Origin of the sequence: Halobacillus locisalis, assembly GCF_013694105.1 — a bacterium.
Taxonomy (GTDB): domain Bacteria; phylum Bacillota; class Bacilli; order Bacillales; family Halobacillaceae; genus Halobacillus; species Halobacillus locisalis.
The window spans coordinates 174925-190768 of the sequence record NZ_JACEFG010000003.1 but is presented as its reverse complement, the minus strand read 5'-3'; the positions used below and the strand labels follow the sequence as shown (position 1 = coordinate 190768).

General features: G+C 43.3%; 14 protein-coding genes, 1 pseudogene and 2 riboswitches. Of the genes and pseudogenes, 5 read left to right on the top strand and 10 right to left on the bottom strand.

Translation table 11 applies throughout. The features are described 5' to 3' along the window. Positions 1 to 77: 77 nt before the first annotated feature. The gene (locus H0266_RS13875) at positions 78 to 383 is read right to left on the bottom strand and encodes a YkvS family protein (protein WP_246364005.1); all 306 of its coding nucleotides are present in this window, start codon (positions 381 to 383) and stop codon (positions 78 to 80) included. Positions 384 to 644: 261 nt separating this feature from the next. Further along, positions 645 to 753: riboswitch (TPP riboswitch) on the top strand. 76 nt (positions 754 to 829) lie between these two features. On the opposite strand from H0266_RS13875, the gene thiW reads away from it, so the two are divergent. The 5 genes from thiW to thiE all read left to right on the top strand — a co-directional run bounded on the left by thiW (position 830) and on the right by thiE (position 4348). Continuing rightward, complete coding sequence (gene thiW, locus H0266_RS13870) at positions 830 to 1318, top strand: energy coupling factor transporter S component ThiW (RefSeq protein ID WP_181473028.1); 489 nt, start codon at positions 830 to 832, stop codon at positions 1316 to 1318. Then, positions 1319 to 1421: riboswitch (TPP riboswitch) on the top strand. A gap of 195 nt (positions 1422 to 1616) precedes the next feature. Beyond that, the gene (tenA, locus tag H0266_RS13865) at positions 1617 to 2210 is read left to right on the top strand and encodes a thiaminase II (protein WP_425484312.1); all 594 of its coding nucleotides are present in this window, start codon (positions 1617 to 1619) and stop codon (positions 2208 to 2210) included. Next, entirely contained in the window at positions 2207 to 3007 is an 801-nt protein-coding gene (thiD, locus tag H0266_RS13860; RefSeq protein ID WP_181473027.1) for a bifunctional hydroxymethylpyrimidine kinase/phosphomethylpyrimidine kinase, read from the top strand. The genes tenA and thiD overlap by 4 nt, the downstream gene beginning before the upstream one ends. After that, a complete protein-coding gene (gene thiM / locus H0266_RS13855) occupies positions 3004 to 3744 on the top strand; it encodes a hydroxyethylthiazole kinase (RefSeq protein WP_181473026.1) in 741 nt (246 codons plus the stop codon). The genes thiD and thiM overlap by 4 nt, the downstream gene beginning before the upstream one ends. Then, positions 3737 to 4348 carry a thiamine phosphate synthase gene (gene thiE / locus H0266_RS13850; protein WP_181473025.1) on the top strand — a complete coding sequence of 204 codons (612 nt, stop codon included), beginning with the start codon at positions 3737 to 3739 and terminating at the stop codon, positions 4346 to 4348. Before thiM ends, thiE begins: the two co-directional genes overlap by 8 nt. 279 nt (positions 4349 to 4627) lie before the next feature. Here the strand turns inward: thiE and H0266_RS13845 are convergent, their stop codons facing one another. The 9 genes and pseudogenes from H0266_RS13845 to H0266_RS13805 all read right to left on the bottom strand — a co-directional run bounded on the left by H0266_RS13845 (position 4628) and on the right by H0266_RS13805 (position 15764). Then, the gene (locus H0266_RS13845) at positions 4628 to 4774 is read right to left on the bottom strand and encodes a hypothetical protein (RefSeq protein WP_181473024.1); all 147 of its coding nucleotides are present in this window, start codon (positions 4772 to 4774) and stop codon (positions 4628 to 4630) included. Positions 4775 to 4799: 25 nt separating this feature from the next. Beyond that, on the bottom strand, positions 4800 to 5819 hold the full coding sequence (locus tag H0266_RS13840; RefSeq protein WP_220127277.1) for a hypothetical protein: 1020 nt from the start codon (positions 5817 to 5819) through the stop codon (positions 4800 to 4802). 158 nt (positions 5820 to 5977) lie between these two features. After that, positions 5978 to 6844: a DNA adenine methylase gene (locus H0266_RS13835; protein WP_181473022.1), complete on the bottom strand. Its 867-nt coding sequence runs from the start codon at positions 6842 to 6844 to the stop codon at positions 5978 to 5980. Positions 6845 to 6871: 27 nt separating this feature from the next. Then, positions 6872 to 8596, bottom strand: coding sequence for an AAA family ATPase (locus tag H0266_RS13830; RefSeq protein WP_181473021.1), 1725 nt, complete (start codon positions 8594 to 8596; stop codon positions 6872 to 6874). A gap of 219 nt (positions 8597 to 8815) precedes the next feature. Beyond that, a pseudogene (locus tag H0266_RS13825) lies at positions 8816 to 9805 on the bottom strand (Gfo/Idh/MocA family protein). Positions 9806 to 10111: 306 nt separating this feature from the next. After that, a complete protein-coding gene (locus H0266_RS13820; protein WP_181473020.1) occupies positions 10112 to 11428 on the bottom strand; it encodes an aspartate aminotransferase family protein in 1317 nt (438 codons plus the stop codon). Between the two features lie 23 nt (positions 11429 to 11451). Then, positions 11452 to 12843, bottom strand: coding sequence for a YjiH family protein (locus H0266_RS13815; protein WP_181473019.1), 1392 nt, complete (start codon positions 12841 to 12843; stop codon positions 11452 to 11454). A gap of 219 nt (positions 12844 to 13062) precedes the next feature. After that, on the bottom strand, positions 13063 to 14439 hold the full coding sequence (gene rlmD / locus H0266_RS13810) for a 23S rRNA (uracil(1939)-C(5))-methyltransferase RlmD (RefSeq protein WP_181473018.1): 1377 nt from the start codon (positions 14437 to 14439) through the stop codon (positions 13063 to 13065). A 410-nt stretch (positions 14440 to 14849) separates the two neighbouring features. Continuing rightward, positions 14850 to 15764 carry a diacylglycerol kinase gene (locus H0266_RS13805; RefSeq protein ID WP_181473017.1) on the bottom strand — a complete coding sequence of 305 codons (915 nt, stop codon included), beginning with the start codon at positions 15762 to 15764 and terminating at the stop codon, positions 14850 to 14852. Positions 15765 to 15844: the final 80 nt, after the last annotated feature.

Sequence of the window (15844 nt, the reverse complement as noted above, 5' to 3'; positions counted from 1 at the left end):
CGAGACGGTTCCAGCATTTCTCCGTACTATATAAAAAGAGCATCACACCCGAGAAGTGTGATGCTCTTAACTATAGGTCATTCTTCACCTGATCCTGCCCCGTCACCACGCATTTTAATGGTGTAGTTCTTATGAGCGACAACCGTTTTTTCGACATCTATATTACGCTCTTCGAAATCCTCCATAATCGTCATGTCGCAAACCACGGAGTTTTGTAATCTAGAAGAAGTAACGACCGCTTCTACCTGCTGGCCGTCTTTTTCAAACGTAATGATGTCGCCTTCCGTTGCTTTGTCTTCCTCTTTCATCTTGTTCTCTTCTTCTGCGTTTTTCTTCTTAAACGCAGCATCAACTAAACCTTTACTCAAGTTTTCATCAGCCATAAGAAGTTCCCCTCCTAGTGAATGTCGTATCGTTTGGCTTGTATCCAATTCTGGACAAGGCTTTCCTTAACTATACCCCGAATCATGGGTCCCCACTCTTCTTTTTAACGTAGGGACGGTTCTCGTGTTTGATTCTGCTCACCAAACACGAGAACCGTCCCCACCAGCACCCACCAGCAACTTAGAGAAACGAATTTTCTTCTAAAGGATGCATAATTTTCTAAAATTTGTTATGCTTTGATTGTCCAAGTGAATAAGAAATTTAACTACTAGGGGTGCCCGTTAAGCGGGCTGAGAGGAAAGCGTGACTTTCCGACTCTTGGGACCTGATCTGGGTGATGCCAGCGTGGGGAAGTAGTCAACATACCATTGACAAACCGGGTCCTTTTTATCAGGGGCCCGGTTTTTTGGCTTCCCCTCCTATCATAGGAAAAGGAGGGAAAGAGATGAATCGTACGAAAATGCTCACGACGATGGCTGTACTAACCGCCTTGGGCACACTGGGAGCGCAAATGCTCTGGTTTCCGGCAGGTGTGGCGAAAGCCTATCCTGTCCAGCATGCCGTGAACGTCGTTGCTGCCGTTTCGCTTGGACCAGTGCCGGCAGTGACGATCGCATTCCTGATCGGTGTGTTAAGAAACCTTCTCGGGCTTGGAACGCTGCTCGCGTTTCCAGGAGGGATGATTGGTGCTCTATTTGCGGGGATCAGCTATTATTACACGAAGCGCGTCGGCGGGGCGGTCACTGGGGAAATCATCGGTACCGGTCTATTCGGATCTCTCGCATCCGTGCCGATCGCGAATCTATTGATGGGATCGGAAGCGGGCGTATTCGCTTTTTTACCATCATTCGTCGTCAGTACTGTCACGGGAGCTTTGATTGGCTGGGTGGTTTCCATACGATTGAAACAGACAGCCATCGTCACAAATGTATAAAAACGTTGCTGGGGGCGCGATTGTCGCTGAGATAAGGCTTTGCCTTAGTCCCTTTGAACCTGATGCGGGTCATGCCGACGAAGGGAAGCACTCTGGACACACGAGAGGCTTCCTGTATTCAAAACAAGGAGGCTATTTTTTATGACATTTACTGAACAATTAAGAAGAGAAAACGATGATATTTTCCAGGCCATTTTCCAACATCCGTTTGTACGCGGATTAGGAGAAGGAAAATTGCCGGAGGATGCGGATTAGGAGAAGGAAAATTGCCGGAGGATGCGGATTAGGAGAAGGAAAATTGCCGGAGGATGCGGTCTCTCATTATGTAAAAGCGGACTATGAATATTTGAATACATTTATGCAGCTGTACGGCACAGCAGTGTCCCAGTCAAAAAAACGTGAGGATATCGCCTTTTTTCAGGGGCAGATCGCTTTTGTCCTCGGAGATGAAATCCACCCTCACCGCAATCTGTGTGCCTATATCGGAGTGCCTTATGAACAGCTGCAAGGTTTCCCGTTACCACCGACGGCTGACCACTATCGTACGCATATGAAAAGTGTTGCTACAGAAGGGTTGCTCGGAAAAACGATCTCTGCGATGTTACCGTGCCCGTGGACGTACCAGGAAATCGGGCGGGAGTTGAAGAAAGAATTCTCTACAGGACTGGATCACCCTTTTTACGAGTGGATCGAATTCTACGCCAATGATTCCATCTCGGAAACGACCGATTACCTGTTGAAGCGTCTGGATGAAGAAGCGGAGGCGGCATCACCGGAAGATCGTCAGCTCATGAAGGAATCATTCCGGAAGAGCTGTCAGCTGGAGTATGCGTTCTGGGAGATGTCTTATACGAAAGAAGACTGGCCTTTAGCTGAGGAGGCGATCAAATGAAGCCGTTCACAGCTATAACGATTGCCGGATCCGATTCCGGTGGAGGTGCAGGAATTCAGGCAGATATCAAAACGTTCGAAGAGTGGGAAGTATATGGCATGTCTGTGCTGACATCTCTAACAGCTCAAAATACGACAGGTGTCCAGGATATTCATCACGTCCCCGTTTCCTTTATCGAAGCACAGCTTGGGAGTATAGAAGAAGATTTGCCGATGAATGTCATCAAGAGTGGAATGGTTGCGACGAAAGAAGCGGCAAAAGTCGTGGGGAACTGGATCGCGCGTCAGCATATCCCTTATGTGTGTGATCCTGTCATGGTATCCGCAAGTGGTCACCCGCTCATGGAAGAAGAGACACGGGCTGCTCTTTCTGAATACTTGTTTCCTCATGCATCGGTAGTTACTCCAAACATCCCGGAAGCAGAGACGCTTCTAGATATGGAGATAAAAACGGAAGAGGATATGGAAGAAGCTGCACGGAAATTTGTAGATAGACTTGGAGCCAAGGGGGCACTGGTGAAAGGTGGCCATCTGAACGGAGAAGCGGTGGATGTCCTGTATGACGGGGGAATCATTCGCACGTACCGGGAAGATAGAATTTCTACGGAGAACACGCATGGAACCGGATGCACCTATGCCTCGGCGATTGCTGCCAACTTGGCGATGGGGAGGACGCTTCCTTTCGCTGTGGAATATGCGAAAAATTATATCACCGAAGCAATCCGTCACTCTTTCGATATCGGTTCAGGAAGTGGTCCTACCAATCATTGGGCTCACAGAAAGGAGAGAGTACGATGAATCTTGAAGAATTGCGGAAAAAACGACCGCTCGTCCACCATATCACGAATGAAGTAGTGATGAACTTCTCAGCGAATGGACTTCTCGCTTTCGGAGGAAGTCCGGTGATGGCGAAGGAAAAAGAAGAAGTCGAAGAGATTGCGAGAGTTGCGGGTGCGCTTGTCTTGAACATCGGTACGATACGAAAAGAGGATATAGAAACGATGATCAAAGCGGGACAGGCGGCGAACAAGACTGGGGTTCCTGTGCTTCTCGATCCTGTTGGTGCAGGTGCGACGACGTTCAGAAAACAGGCGGTTCAAAGAATAGTGAAAGAAGTGGATGTCTCAGTCGTAAAAGGAAACGCCGGAGAAATAGCGGCGCTTGCTGATATCCCTTTGAAAGTCAAAGGCGTCGATGCTGATGAAGATGGGGATGCAGTAGAAATTGCTGCAGAAGCGGCGAAGCGTATGCAGACTATGGTCGTAGTGACCGGGAAGACGGATGTGGTCAGTGATGGAGAGGACTTCACCACCTCTTCGCGCGGAACACCCTTACTTGGATCAATTACAGGTGCCGGATGTTTGCTTGGCTCTATAATGGCGGCCTGCATGGCTATAGAGAAAGATAAGAAAGGGGCAGCACTGTTTGCCCTAGAATTTTACAACAAAGCAGCTGAACGTGCGGAGACTAAAGCTGAAGGACCAGGTACGTTCGTTCCTCACCTGCTGGATGAACTAGCGAAGGCCTATGACTGACTACCTTCATACGTATTTCATCATGGGCAGCCAGAATTGCAGGAAGGATCCGGAACGAGTACTGGAACAGGCGATCCAGGGTGGGATCACGGCTTTTCAATTCCGAGAAAAAGGAAAAGATGCATTAGTGGGTGAAAACAAAGTGCAATTGGGTCAACGGTTGCGCCGAATCTGCAAAGACCATGGCATTCCGTTTTTCGTCAATGACGATATCGAGATCGTTCACGAGCTGGAAGCGGATGGCATCCATATCGGTCAGGACGACCGTGATATCAAAGAAGTCCGGGAACTGTTTCCTGATCTTCAGATAGGACTTTCTGTTTCAACGGAAGAAGAACTGCATGTCAGTAGATGGGATCTGGCAGATTACCTTGGTGTCGGACCTGTGTTCAAAACTTCTTCCAAAGATGATGCGAAAGAAGTGATCGGCATCGAAGGAATTCTGGCGATTCAGGGAAAGGTGTCATTGCCTGTCGTTGCTATCGGTGGTATAAACGAATCGAATATTAATGCGGTAAGACAGGTCGGCGCAGGGGTGAGTGTGATTTCAGCTATTGCAGGAAGTGAAACCCCCAAAGAAGCTGTAAGGCGTCTCAAGTTTTAGAAGGAAAGTCATCCCCGTCGGGGAAGATCCCGACGGGGATATTTGTGAGGGAAAAGTCAGGTGTCGGCTTCAAACATTATATCAGACCAATACTTAAAACGGTGCCTGCCCCCACTGCTTTACCAATGTAAAAGGCTGGGGGTCAGGCACCGACATTTCACCACTCTAATAATTTAAAACAACAGAACCATCACATATATCTCAAAAAGGCTGTTGAGGTAATTACCTCAACAGCCCAGAATTGGTGATGCAAATTATTAATGTGGATAACTTCATAAATTATCGAATAGTTAATACGGAATTTTCACGTTCATCTTTGTGTGTTTTATAATAGTAGGGGTCTTGTGATGTTTTACTTGCATCTTTTACTTTCACGCCATTCTCATCCAATAATTCTTCGATTGCTTCAATAAGGGTTTTATCCATTTAGAAATCCCCCTTCAAATTTAACTTACCTATTATTGTATTCCACTTCAATGGATTGTTCAACCTCCAAGAGCCTAATTAAAGAGTCCATAATTTGCTTATCATTCAACCCAGGTCGATTTTCTACTGTAATCACCAATATGCTGGGTCTTCCTCTAACACTTGTTTTTTTCGTAATATAAATCCTATTGTCTTTCCTGGAAATTGGTTCTTTCTTTTTATAACTAAAAGTGTAAAGGCTCCCTTTGTCTAAAATACCACGCAAAATACCTGTTTTAGACTTCTCGAATAAAGCTTTTTCTTTTTCTTGATCTTCTTCGTTCACAAAAAGCAACTCTTTATTGAAGTCAACCTTTTGGAACCAGTCTTCAATGTCACCTGCAGCTAATATTAATAAAGCAAATTTTGCTACATCCTCTTTACTATATGGTTCTTTTTCAACATCTTTCTCAAATAACTCCGTTCTTAACTCTTGGAAAAAGTTAATTAAAGGCTTTTTGTCTTTTAAATCAGGCTTTTTCCCATTATATACGTCTAAAAAATATTGATTTTGAAACATGTATTGAGCTGCTTTAAATTTTTCATAAGTATATTTAGGGATGTGATAGTAATGCTGAAGTATAGTATTATGATCTTTATTTTCCATAACTCTACCTAATGAGTGGTTAATTTTTACAGCTGTATAATCTGTACCATCCTGAAGATAGTAATTGTAGAGTTCTACAGCTATTACATTTTCTTGTGTCATAAGAAACCTTTCGAACACATTCATTACACTCTCGTTGTGAGCATGGATATTTACTTTGGATAACTCTTTCCATAGTGATTTGGAATGGTCTTTTAGGGTTTCACGTTGCTCTTTATTTTCAGCTTGAAGGGTGCTAAGTTGTGATACTCTATCCTTTATATTTTCTCGATGGTTTTGAATGATAATATAAAAAACTGCAAGGAATATGTAACCAACTACAAAAAGATAACCTACTTTAACAGGAAACTCATGGCTCCAAATGCCATCTAAACTCATAAGAGTAAAAGTGAATGCCATTATTGGGAACCCTATAATTATTAGAGCGAAAATCACCTTGGTAAGAACCTTATATAAATCTATATTTCTCAATATCTGTTTAGTTTTTATCCAAATGCCCCTCAACCCCTTTATCATATCAATATAATCTTCAACGGATATTAGATGAAAAAATTCAATTAATCAGTGTATATGATGTTGTTTGAGTCGGGGAGGACAACATGGTCACTGTGAATCAATAATTCATTAGCTTTACGAACATGATTAGCTGAATAATTCAAAGAATATTTTCGTATAGAATAGTTCTTATAAATATTTTTAATTGCATCTTTATTATCATAGGTAGTTATCCATTTGAATTTTGTTAAGGTATCTATTGCATTTCCTAAAGTCACATGATCCTCATGTAAAAAATAATTAGTATAAAGTTTCTTGCCCTGCGTATAGTACGGGGGGTCAAAAAAAATAAACGTGTCTGAAGAATTCATCTCACTTAGATCATTTAATATTAAGTCTTCAGCATTTTTATTTGTCAAATGTATTTTTTCTTTGTATCTTGAAATTTTGTTAATTTTCTTAATTAAGTTTTCTTTTGTGAACCGACAGTCTATTTTATTTTTTCCAGTTTGACTCTTACCACCTATAGGTCCACCACTAATAATTCCCGAGACGTTCGTGCGATTTAAGAAAAATGTTGCAAACCCTACGTCAAGAGTGTTGTGGTGTTCCGATCCCATGACAACCTCTTTCTGTCTTTTCCAATTTTCTAAATCTATAGGAGTCTCTTCAATTAGTTTTATAAATTTACTAGTCTCATTTAGAATCGAGTACCATATTGAGTAGATGTTAAAATCGTAATCATTAATATGAATTTCACTGACCTTCTCTTTGTAAAGTAAAGATAGTGCTAGACCCGCTCCACCAGCAAAAGGTTCTACATACTTTGGTGTATCAATAAAACTATTACTATCCAACAAATCAATGATGAATTTTTTAAGTTGAGTTTTCCCTCCGGGATACCGAAGAGGAGAGTCAGTCACAGGCATTTAAACACCTCTTTCTCGAAAATAACTTTAATGTTGAGCAGTCACTCTCTTCATTTCTTGGAAGACTGAATCAGAAATGATTATTTCGTCTAAAAAATTTTCTTTCGCTACAAAGTCATGAGATTTTTTAAGGTTATAAACAAATTTTTTCACTTCATCTTCATGATCTTCAAGCCAATATTTTACAATATACTCCATTTGAAACATGTTATCCTTAAACCATTCTTTGTACTTACGTCGTTCTTCTCTAAGGTGATCATACTGTTCTGAAAAAGGGCCATTATCTACAAAAGCTATCTTCTTAAACGCCAATCCCTTAGGGTTCTGAGTGTAAAATAGATGATCAGGTTCTAGGTTTCTAGCATACTCCCACAATACTTTTTCCGGCGACTCATTTCCTGGCAATTTCAATAGGTTGTATGTTTTACCTTCATGATGATTATAATCGTTAATTACCCCTCTTAAATATGTGTTGATTTCTTGATCGGTTACATCTCCATCAAGTAAAATCAAGTTATTTGAGAAGTATCTAAAATCTCCTTTCAGCAGATGCAGGAGTTGGTTTTTCCCAAGTGAAACAGATACATGATCTAATTTGTTCGGGTGACTTTTAATAAGTTTATTTCTCTCACAATACTCAAAAAGTATATTAAAAAACCAACGCGCCTCTTCGTCTTCAGAATATACCTTAAGTTCATTCCAGTTACGCTCTGTATATTGATTCAGTAAATCTAGTTTTAGATCCTTAGATGAAGGGTTATTATAAACCTCAAGCTTACCATGGCCTGTTGTTAAATAGTTTGTTTCTATTGATAATGGATTCTCATTCCGTTCAGCGTAATAGGGATGCACACTACTTTGTTTTGTCTCAATGTGTTCTAAAAGCGAAAGGCTATGACTCGTAAATACGATTTGAACATCGTATTCCTTTGAAAATTGTAGTAAAAAATCAAAAAGTCTATTTTGTGCAATTGGATGTAAAGTTGCATCTATCTCATCAATTAATAATAATCCACCAATCCAATCTTTCTCCATTTTTTCTTTTAATCTTTTGAATGAGAGTAGCGCAAGGAGGATTTGACCAAGGTTATCCTGTCCTGAGGAATTCGCCAAAGCATCATACTGAGAAGTCTGGACACCAAACCCTACTTTTTTTGTGTTTTTGACGTTTAGCGTATGCGCCTCATCGTAATCTTCCGAGCTAGCCATTATCCATCTGTGGTTATCATGTAAAAAATTTTTTTCCTCTTCATCTGTAATTTTTATTTTATTTGGATCAACATTATTATCATCGACCTCGCCTATTGGATACAACCTAGAAAGGCCAAGATAGAAAGTAGGCCATAACAATTTTCGTTCTGTATCTCTAACTTGTGTTTTCATTGGCAATAATCGGTACCTTTTACCTTCTTTACCCGTCTTCTGCCAGGTTGCTCTAAAACTCAACTGCTCGACATAAGGCTCTTCTGTATCATCCGGAAGATTTGAAAAAGTGAGCGTGCATTTTTCTGAACCAGACGGATCATGCTCAGGAGAAAACTTCATAATCTCTTTCAGATCCACTTTGAAAGCTTTACCAGTTACTGTAGTACCAATGTTTTTATGTAGTTCAGAAGAGTTAGCAAGAATTCCAAGTATTGTTGATTTCCCTACAGCATTGTGACCTGACAAGCAAGTGAGGTTCTTACCGAATCTTACATTTATGTTTTTAAACTTCCTGAAATCATTTAGCTCCAAATTCCTTACCTTCATGATTTATGCTCCTTTAACTATGAAAAATGATGGATTATGAAACAAACAGTACTTAAAGACTTATTCATTAATACATCTATCAGTTCTCAATTCTAGAAATAAAAAGGAAATCCTGCAAGAAATGACAAATGTAAACAACTTCACTTTGTTTTACTTTTATACTAATAATATTCCACCACATTAAAACTCTAAAATCGTGGAGGCCAGGGACAAGCACCTTTAGCTATTAGGGTGATCCGCTGGATATACACCCCCAATTTGCTTCCTAGCCGCTTCAATAATCTAACAGTCGATAAAGAATTCTCTAACGAATTAATAGAAGGCATCGTTTCGCCTTCTTTAATCAAACTAATAAACTCCTCTGTTTCATAATACACCTCATGGTGATCAAGCTCGGTGCTAACCACTTCTGATGCGCCATCACGATACACAACTTTCATATCATCAAAGGAAGAGATCCCACCTTCAATGAGGAGGCTGCCTTCTTCCCTTGTATTTCCGAGTGAATGTAGGAGTTTTGGATTTTAGAGTGAGTAAGGATCCCCTTCATGCCCTCATATTGAACAATAAGACTGCCTCCGCCATCTACACCAGAATCCAAGAAATCCCTGATGCCTGGATTCCTTTCGGCTCACCGAATTGTACAACCAGGGGGTAGATACAATACCCTAGATCCATTAACAAGCCGTTAGAAAATTCAGGGTTGAACGCATTCAATACGGTTCCCTCTCTATAAACATCATAGAGGGACGAGTACTTAGAGAAATTGGCGTGATAGCGACGGACAATCCCGATTTTGCTCAAGTTATCCTGAAGTAGTTTGAAATTAGGAGAAAGGGTTGATTTCATCACTTCCATCAACAGCACATTATTTTCTTTGGCTACTTTGATCGTAGCTTCTGTTTCTTTTGTGTTTGATGCCAGTGTCTTCTCACACAGAACGTGCTTCCCATGTTTCATCATTAATATGGACTGTTCACTATGTAAAGAGTTAGGACTTGCGATATAAACTGCATCCACTACATCCCTATTTGCCCTCTCTTCTAAACTTGTAAAAGTGTGGTCTGCACCAAATTTAGCTGCAAAGGATTTGGCATTCTACCCCGTGCGTGATTAGACAACGGATAAGGTGAAATCCTTCAAGTCTTTCACTGCATCTAAGAATCGTTCTGTAATCCAATTCGATCCTACTATACAGAACCTAATCATATTTAAAACTCCTTTAGTGAAAAGAGAGGTTAATCAAGGTAACCTGCTCTTTTATTATGTAATGGTCTCTACTTGCGCTTCCCAATAAGCACCTGTCTCTATAATTTTAACATTTTATAGCATTTCGTGGACACTACCGCCACCGCTAATTACCTGTATCCTAATAAAAAAAGAGCAGGAGAATTCCCCTGCTCTTTCATCAGACTTTCCATAGCTCTCGCATTTCCCACCCAACAGACGAGAGTGCGTGCTGAAATCAAATGTTACTTACTTAAGAAGATAGCCCTGGAACGATGGAACCTTTCCTTATGTCCCAACACTAATCTCCTGCTCGTATTCCGTCAAAGCCTTGTCCAGCATTTGTAGTCCTTCTTCAATCTGTTCTTGCGTCACAGTCAATGGCGGGATCATGCGGATGATTTCAGTTTGGTTTCCACCAAAGTAGAATAACACGCCATTTTCTAGCGCTTTATCCAAGATGTTGAAAAGTCCCTCACTATTCGCTTCCCCTGTTCTCGGATCCACGATTTCAATCCCGATCATCAATCCGATCGATCTAACACGTCCAATGACTTCGTGCTTCTCTTGTAGTTCGTGCAGTCTCTTTGTCGCGTAAGCTCCTTGTTCCTTCGCATTCTCAAGCAGATTTTCTTCTTCCATTACCTCTAAAACGGCAAGGGCTGCGGAACAAGCGATTGGATTTCCCCCGAACGTAGTGGCATGGCTTCCAAGGGGCCATTGTTTCATCAAAGCTTGCGGTGCGACTGTCGCACTTAGTGGCATGCCATTCGCAATCCCCTTGGCGATCGCCATGATGTCAGGTGTGACCCCGAACGTCTGGGAGGCAAACCATTCCCCTGTACGGCCGAACCCTGTCTGGACTTCATCAAAGATAAGTAAAATATTATGACGATCGCATAGCTCACGAACCTTTTCTAACCATTTCTTTGGTGGAACGACATAGCCGCCTTCCCCTAAAACAGGCTCGACAATCACAGCCGCTACCTCTTCAGGCGTGACCTGATGGTTGAATAGACGCTTGAAATCCTTTTCTAACTCAGCGACGACGTACTCCTCTGAATCCATGCCAGGAGGACATTCATCCTCTTGTGCAAAAGGAACTTGATATGAACCCGTAGGCTGTAAAAACTGGCGATACTTACTCTTGGAGCTTGTCACGCTGAGCGCTCCCATCGAACGTCCGTGGAACCCTCCGATAAACGACACGATATAAGGTCTTTGGGTCACGTGTTTCGCTAATTTGATGGCACCTTCCACCGCTTCTGCCCCACTGTTTCCGAAAAAGAAACAATCCAGATCCCCAGGGAGCTTTTCAGCTAAACGGTCCGCGAGCTCCAAAATCGATTCATACATGATGACACCTGAAGGACCATGAGCCAGGGAGTCCGCTCCATCTTTGATGGCTTGGACCACTTTCGGATGACGATGCCCCACATTGGTCGTGGCGATACCAGAAGTGAAATCCAAATACGTTTTCCCATCCACGCCATAATAGTAGCACCCTTCCTCTTTTTCGACCGGTAGATTCGGGTGGTCTTTCGCCATACTTGGTGCTAAACGTTGTGACATTTTATCTACGAGATGACTCCATTCTTTTGCCATATTGAAAACCTCCTTTGACTAGTTTAAAAGAATAATAGATGTGCAAGTAACGCTGCGACAGGCAATGTTACGATCGTACGTTGTAAAAAGATCACGAATAATTCAAGCAGCGTAATCGGAATCTTTGATTTAAGCAGTAACACGCCGATCTCCGACATGTAAATCAATTGAGTGAGTGATAGAACGCCGATGACGAAACGCGTCAAATCGGATTCGATTCCACTTCCGACAACAGCAGGAAGGAACATATCCGCAAATCCTACCAACATTGCAGGAGCTGCCTCTTGAGCTTCTGGAATCTGAAGAAGTTGTAAAAACGGAATAATAGGATAAGAAAGATACGTGAAAATCGGCGTGAATTCCGCAATGATCAAGGCGAATGTTCCTAGTGCCATCACGAGGGGAAGTAATCCTATCCAAATATCAGCGACACTATAGATCCCCTTCTGAATCACACTACGAGCACTTTTGACACTATCTGCTTTCTCGACCGCTTTTTCAACACCCCACCTAAAGCTTGATACACCAGTTGGTACCTCTTCATCAATTTGTTTACCGACCGGTTCATGATAGGTGTTCGTTTTCTTGGAAAGCGGCGGGATACGCGGGCATATAATCGCAGCTACGACTCCACAAACCACAACGGTGAAGTAGAACTGGACAAACATATGATCAATCGATAAGAACTTGGCAATGACGAGGCTGAACGCAATCGATGCAATCGAAAAGTTCGTTGCCACAACAGCGGATTCTCGCTTGGAATAATAACCGGCCTCATATTGCTGGGTCGTAAGCAGAACGCCAACCGTCCCGCTTCCCATCCACGATGCCATCGCATCAATCGAAGAACGTCCTGGAAGTTTGAATAAAGGATGCATAATCTTACGAACGACCGTCCCGATGAAATCCATCAATCCAAACTCTAGTAATAACGGCATGAACAAACTAGCAAATAAAAACCAAACCATCAATACGGGAATAAGATCGAACAGTACCACGCCACCTGTGAGGTCTGACGATATGAACGACGGCCCAATGCCGGCTAATGTAAAGAGAGCGAACAATGCGCCGATGAAACGTAAGACGATCCAAAAGGCGCCAACATCGAATAAATTCGATAGAACAGGGTTCTCCTTTATTTTCGGAGACTTGATGCCTTTCATGACGAGACTACCTATCGCCGATAAACCTAGCACACTCGTCATGAACGCAGGGATATAATCTGAAATGGCCCCTTGAAGCCCCTCAGCTAACACCCCGAGTCCAATCGTGACCTTCCCATCAACCGAGATCGGAACGAGGAAAAGTAAGACTCCAATTAGAGAGGGCACAATAAACTTCACTAATTGCCCAAATGTATATGTGCTCTTCCCTTGTACTTCATTGATTGTTTTTGAATGATTACCATACTCCATAATATAATGCCTCCCATGTATAATACTGTATATTAATTAGAATTTTGAGTTGATTAATGCAACCTGAGTAAATAATAATACATGTTTATGCATTAAAATTCAATGGGAGTTTAAGAGTTTTTTCAATATTACACAAAAAAGTGCCTATCACTTCCATAATTTTGTCGATATACACTAGACAAAACAATGGGAAGTGACAGGCACTTATTATATTCGCTATTATTTCTTCTCCAACCAAGTAACACATTCAACATGGGAAGTCTGAGGGAACATATCAACCGGTTGAACCTCTTTCGTCTCATATCCCCCGTCCTCTAGCACTCGCAAATCACGCGCCAGCGTCGACGGATTACAAGATACATACACGATACGCTCCGGTTCCATATCCAGCATCGCTTTCAACAGTTCCTCATCGCAGCCCTTACGCGGTGGATCGACGACAATCACGTCTGGACGCAGACCTTGGTTACGCCACCATGGCATCAGTTCTTCGGCTTGTCCTACGTAGAACTCGGCATTATCCATGTTATTCAGACGGGCGTTTTTCTTCGCGTCTGTGACAGCTTCAGGGACAATCTCGACGCCGTACACTTTCTTCGCCTGCTGGGCTAGGAAAAGGGAAATCGTGCCGATACCGCAATACGCATCGATGACGGTTTCGCCGCCTTTTAAGTCCGCGTATTCGAGAGCCTGGTCGTACAGGGCTTTCGTCTGGGTCGGGTTTACTTGATAGAACGACTTCGGTGAGATCATGAATTTGATATCGCCGATCGTATCGTAAATGTATTCGTCCCCGTAGATGATGTTCGTTTCTTTTCCAAGGATGACGTTCGTCTTCTGGCTATTGACGTTATGGACAATCGACTTCACATTTGGGAAGGCGTCACAGATCTCATCGATCAGCTTGTCCTGGTGCGGAAGCTTCTTTGTTTTCGTGACGATAACGACCATGATGTCCTTCGTATTTTGACCGGTACGGACCATGATATGGCGTAGCGTCCCGCGATGCGTATGCTCGTCATAAGCTGATATACCAAGCTTTGAAGCGATACGGCGGACGCTTTCGACCATGCGATCGTTCATTTCATCCTGAATCAGACACGTGTCCATATCGATGATGTTATGGCTGCGTTTTTGGTAGAAACCCGTCATCAGTTCGCCGTCTTCCTTTTGACCGACAGGAATCTGCACCTTGTTACGGTAGCGCCACGGATCTTCCATACCGATCGTCGGATGGACGGGTACGTGTTCAAGGTGACCGATTTTCTTCATGACGTCTTTCACTTGCTTCTGTTTCATATTCTTCTGCATTTGATAACTCATATGCTGGATTTGGCAGCCACCACACTGATAGAACACATCACATGGCGGCTCGACACGGTCGTCACTCTCTTTCGTCACGTTCAAAAGCTTACCGAATCCGAAGTTCTTCTTCACTTTCACGACCTTCACTTCTGCTTCTTCACCAGGCAGACCATAAGGCACGAACAGTGGATAGCCATCCACCTTCCCGACGCCATTCCCTTCATGCGTCAAGTCCTCGAAGTTGAGCGTGATCGTTTCATTCTTCTGTACAGGCGGCTTAGGTTTCGCCATCATTCATCCGTCCTTTGTTTCGTAGTTGATGTCTATTTTATCACATTCACTCTCTGCATGTTCGAATCCAAATGTCCGATATCAAAAACGGCCTTGTCCCAAATACGACAGCTTTCACCCGAATACCAGGAGAAGCCGTCCGATATATTCCAGGAATTGACCGAATCCAACACTCAAATTTCTGATTCAATTTCTCACTCCCAGGAAAAGCTTCGGCACGTTGCTCTGTTTATGCAGAAGGTGGAGGGAAAACGGCGAGACTCCTGTGGGATGAGCGGGATAGTCGAGATCCCGCAGAGCGCGAAGCGATCGAGGAAGCTCGACACACGCCCACGGAAAGCGAGTCGTTTTCCCGGAACCTTCCCTCCATACACAAAGCAAAAAGCGCTACGAAACGCAGCGCTTTTCCACTATTCCTTACAATGACCATCCCTGAACTTATCTTCCGGTAAGAAAAAGTCCAAATGACGATATAAATTGACAAATTCCCCGGGCAATAATCCACCAAATTCCCCGTCAATATTCAACTGCATCTTCTCATCGGTCTTCACCTTCACGCGGCTCGCCGTCGTGTGAATGAACTTAGGATGGTTGAGATGGTTTCCTTGTGCCGCGAGTGTAGCAAGACGGATGAATTCGGCGATGTTCATTTTCTCAATGATCATCAAGTCGAATAGACCGTCATCCATACGCGCAGACGGGGCTAGTTTCTCCAAGCCACCGACGGAATTGGTGTTCGAAACAAGGAACAACATGATCTCGCCTTCGTACCATTTGCCGTCGTATTCCATCTCGACGCGAGTCGGACGGATTTGCGGAAGCAGCTCTATGCCTTTCAAGTAATAGGCGAGCTGGCCGAGCATCGTCTTCAGCTTGCTCGGGACTTCGTAGGAAATCTCGGTGATCTTACCGCCACCTGAGATATTCATAAAGTAGTGATCGTTCACTCGTCCTATATCAAGTGGCTGTGTGAAGCCTTCTAAAATGATATCGACCGCTTTATGAATATTGCGCGGGATGCACAGGGCACGGGCGAAGTCATTGGTCGTGCCGACGGGAATGATGCCGAGCTTCGGCTTATGGTCCTGTTCAGCGAGTCCATTGATGACTTCGTTGATCGTGCCATCTCCCCCTGCAGCAACAACGACGTCGAAACGGCGCTCGATGGCATATTTGGCGGCTTCGATGGCATCACCGGCACACGTCGTCGCATGCGCGGACGTTTCGTAGCCTTGTTGTTCGAAGCGTTGCAATATATCGGGCAATACTTTTCTGATTACTTCTCTGCCAGAGGTCGGGTTGTATATGATCCGGGCAGTTTGCATAGGTTTGACCCCCTCATCCAGGCGTGGTTCTCTACGGACTTGGACACTATACTTCATTATATGTCACCATCTTGTTTCCA

Excerpts from the sequence above, each read along its gene's own strand:
- H0266_RS13875 (WP_246364005.1), bottom strand. The coding sequence starts at position 383 with ATGGCTGATGAAAACTTGAGTAAAGGTTTAGTTGATGCTGCGTTTAAG.
- thiW (WP_181473028.1), top strand. The coding sequence starts at position 830 with ATGAATCGTACGAAAATGCTCACGACGATGGCTGTACTAACCGCCTTG.
- thiD (WP_181473027.1), top strand. The coding sequence starts at position 2,207 with ATGAAGCCGTTCACAGCTATAACGATTGCCGGATCCGATTCCGGTGGA.
- thiM (WP_181473026.1), top strand. The coding sequence starts at position 3,004 with ATGAATCTTGAAGAATTGCGGAAAAAACGACCGCTCGTCCACCATATC.
- thiE (WP_181473025.1), top strand. The coding sequence starts at position 3,737 with ATGACTGACTACCTTCATACGTATTTCATCATGGGCAGCCAGAATTGC.
- H0266_RS13845 (WP_181473024.1), bottom strand. The coding sequence starts at position 4,774 with ATGGATAAAACCCTTATTGAAGCAATCGAAGAATTATTGGATGAGAAT.
- H0266_RS13840 (WP_220127277.1), bottom strand. The coding sequence starts at position 5,819 with ATGGCATTCACTTTTACTCTTATGAGTTTAGATGGCATTTGGAGCCAT.
- H0266_RS13835 (WP_181473022.1), bottom strand. The coding sequence starts at position 6,844 with ATGCCTGTGACTGACTCTCCTCTTCGGTATCCCGGAGGGAAAACTCAA.
- H0266_RS13830 (WP_181473021.1), bottom strand. The coding sequence starts at position 8,596 with ATGAAGGTAAGGAATTTGGAGCTAAATGATTTCAGGAAGTTTAAAAAC.
- H0266_RS13820 (WP_181473020.1), bottom strand. The coding sequence starts at position 11,428 with ATGGCAAAAGAATGGAGTCATCTCGTAGATAAAATGTCACAACGTTTA.
- H0266_RS13815 (WP_181473019.1), bottom strand. The coding sequence starts at position 12,843 with ATGGAGTATGGTAATCATTCAAAAACAATCAATGAAGTACAAGGGAAG.
- rlmD (WP_181473018.1), bottom strand. The coding sequence starts at position 14,439 with ATGGCGAAACCTAAGCCGCCTGTACAGAAGAATGAAACGATCACGCTC.
- H0266_RS13805 (WP_181473017.1), bottom strand. The coding sequence starts at position 15,764 with ATGCAAACTGCCCGGATCATATACAACCCGACCTCTGGCAGAGAAGTA.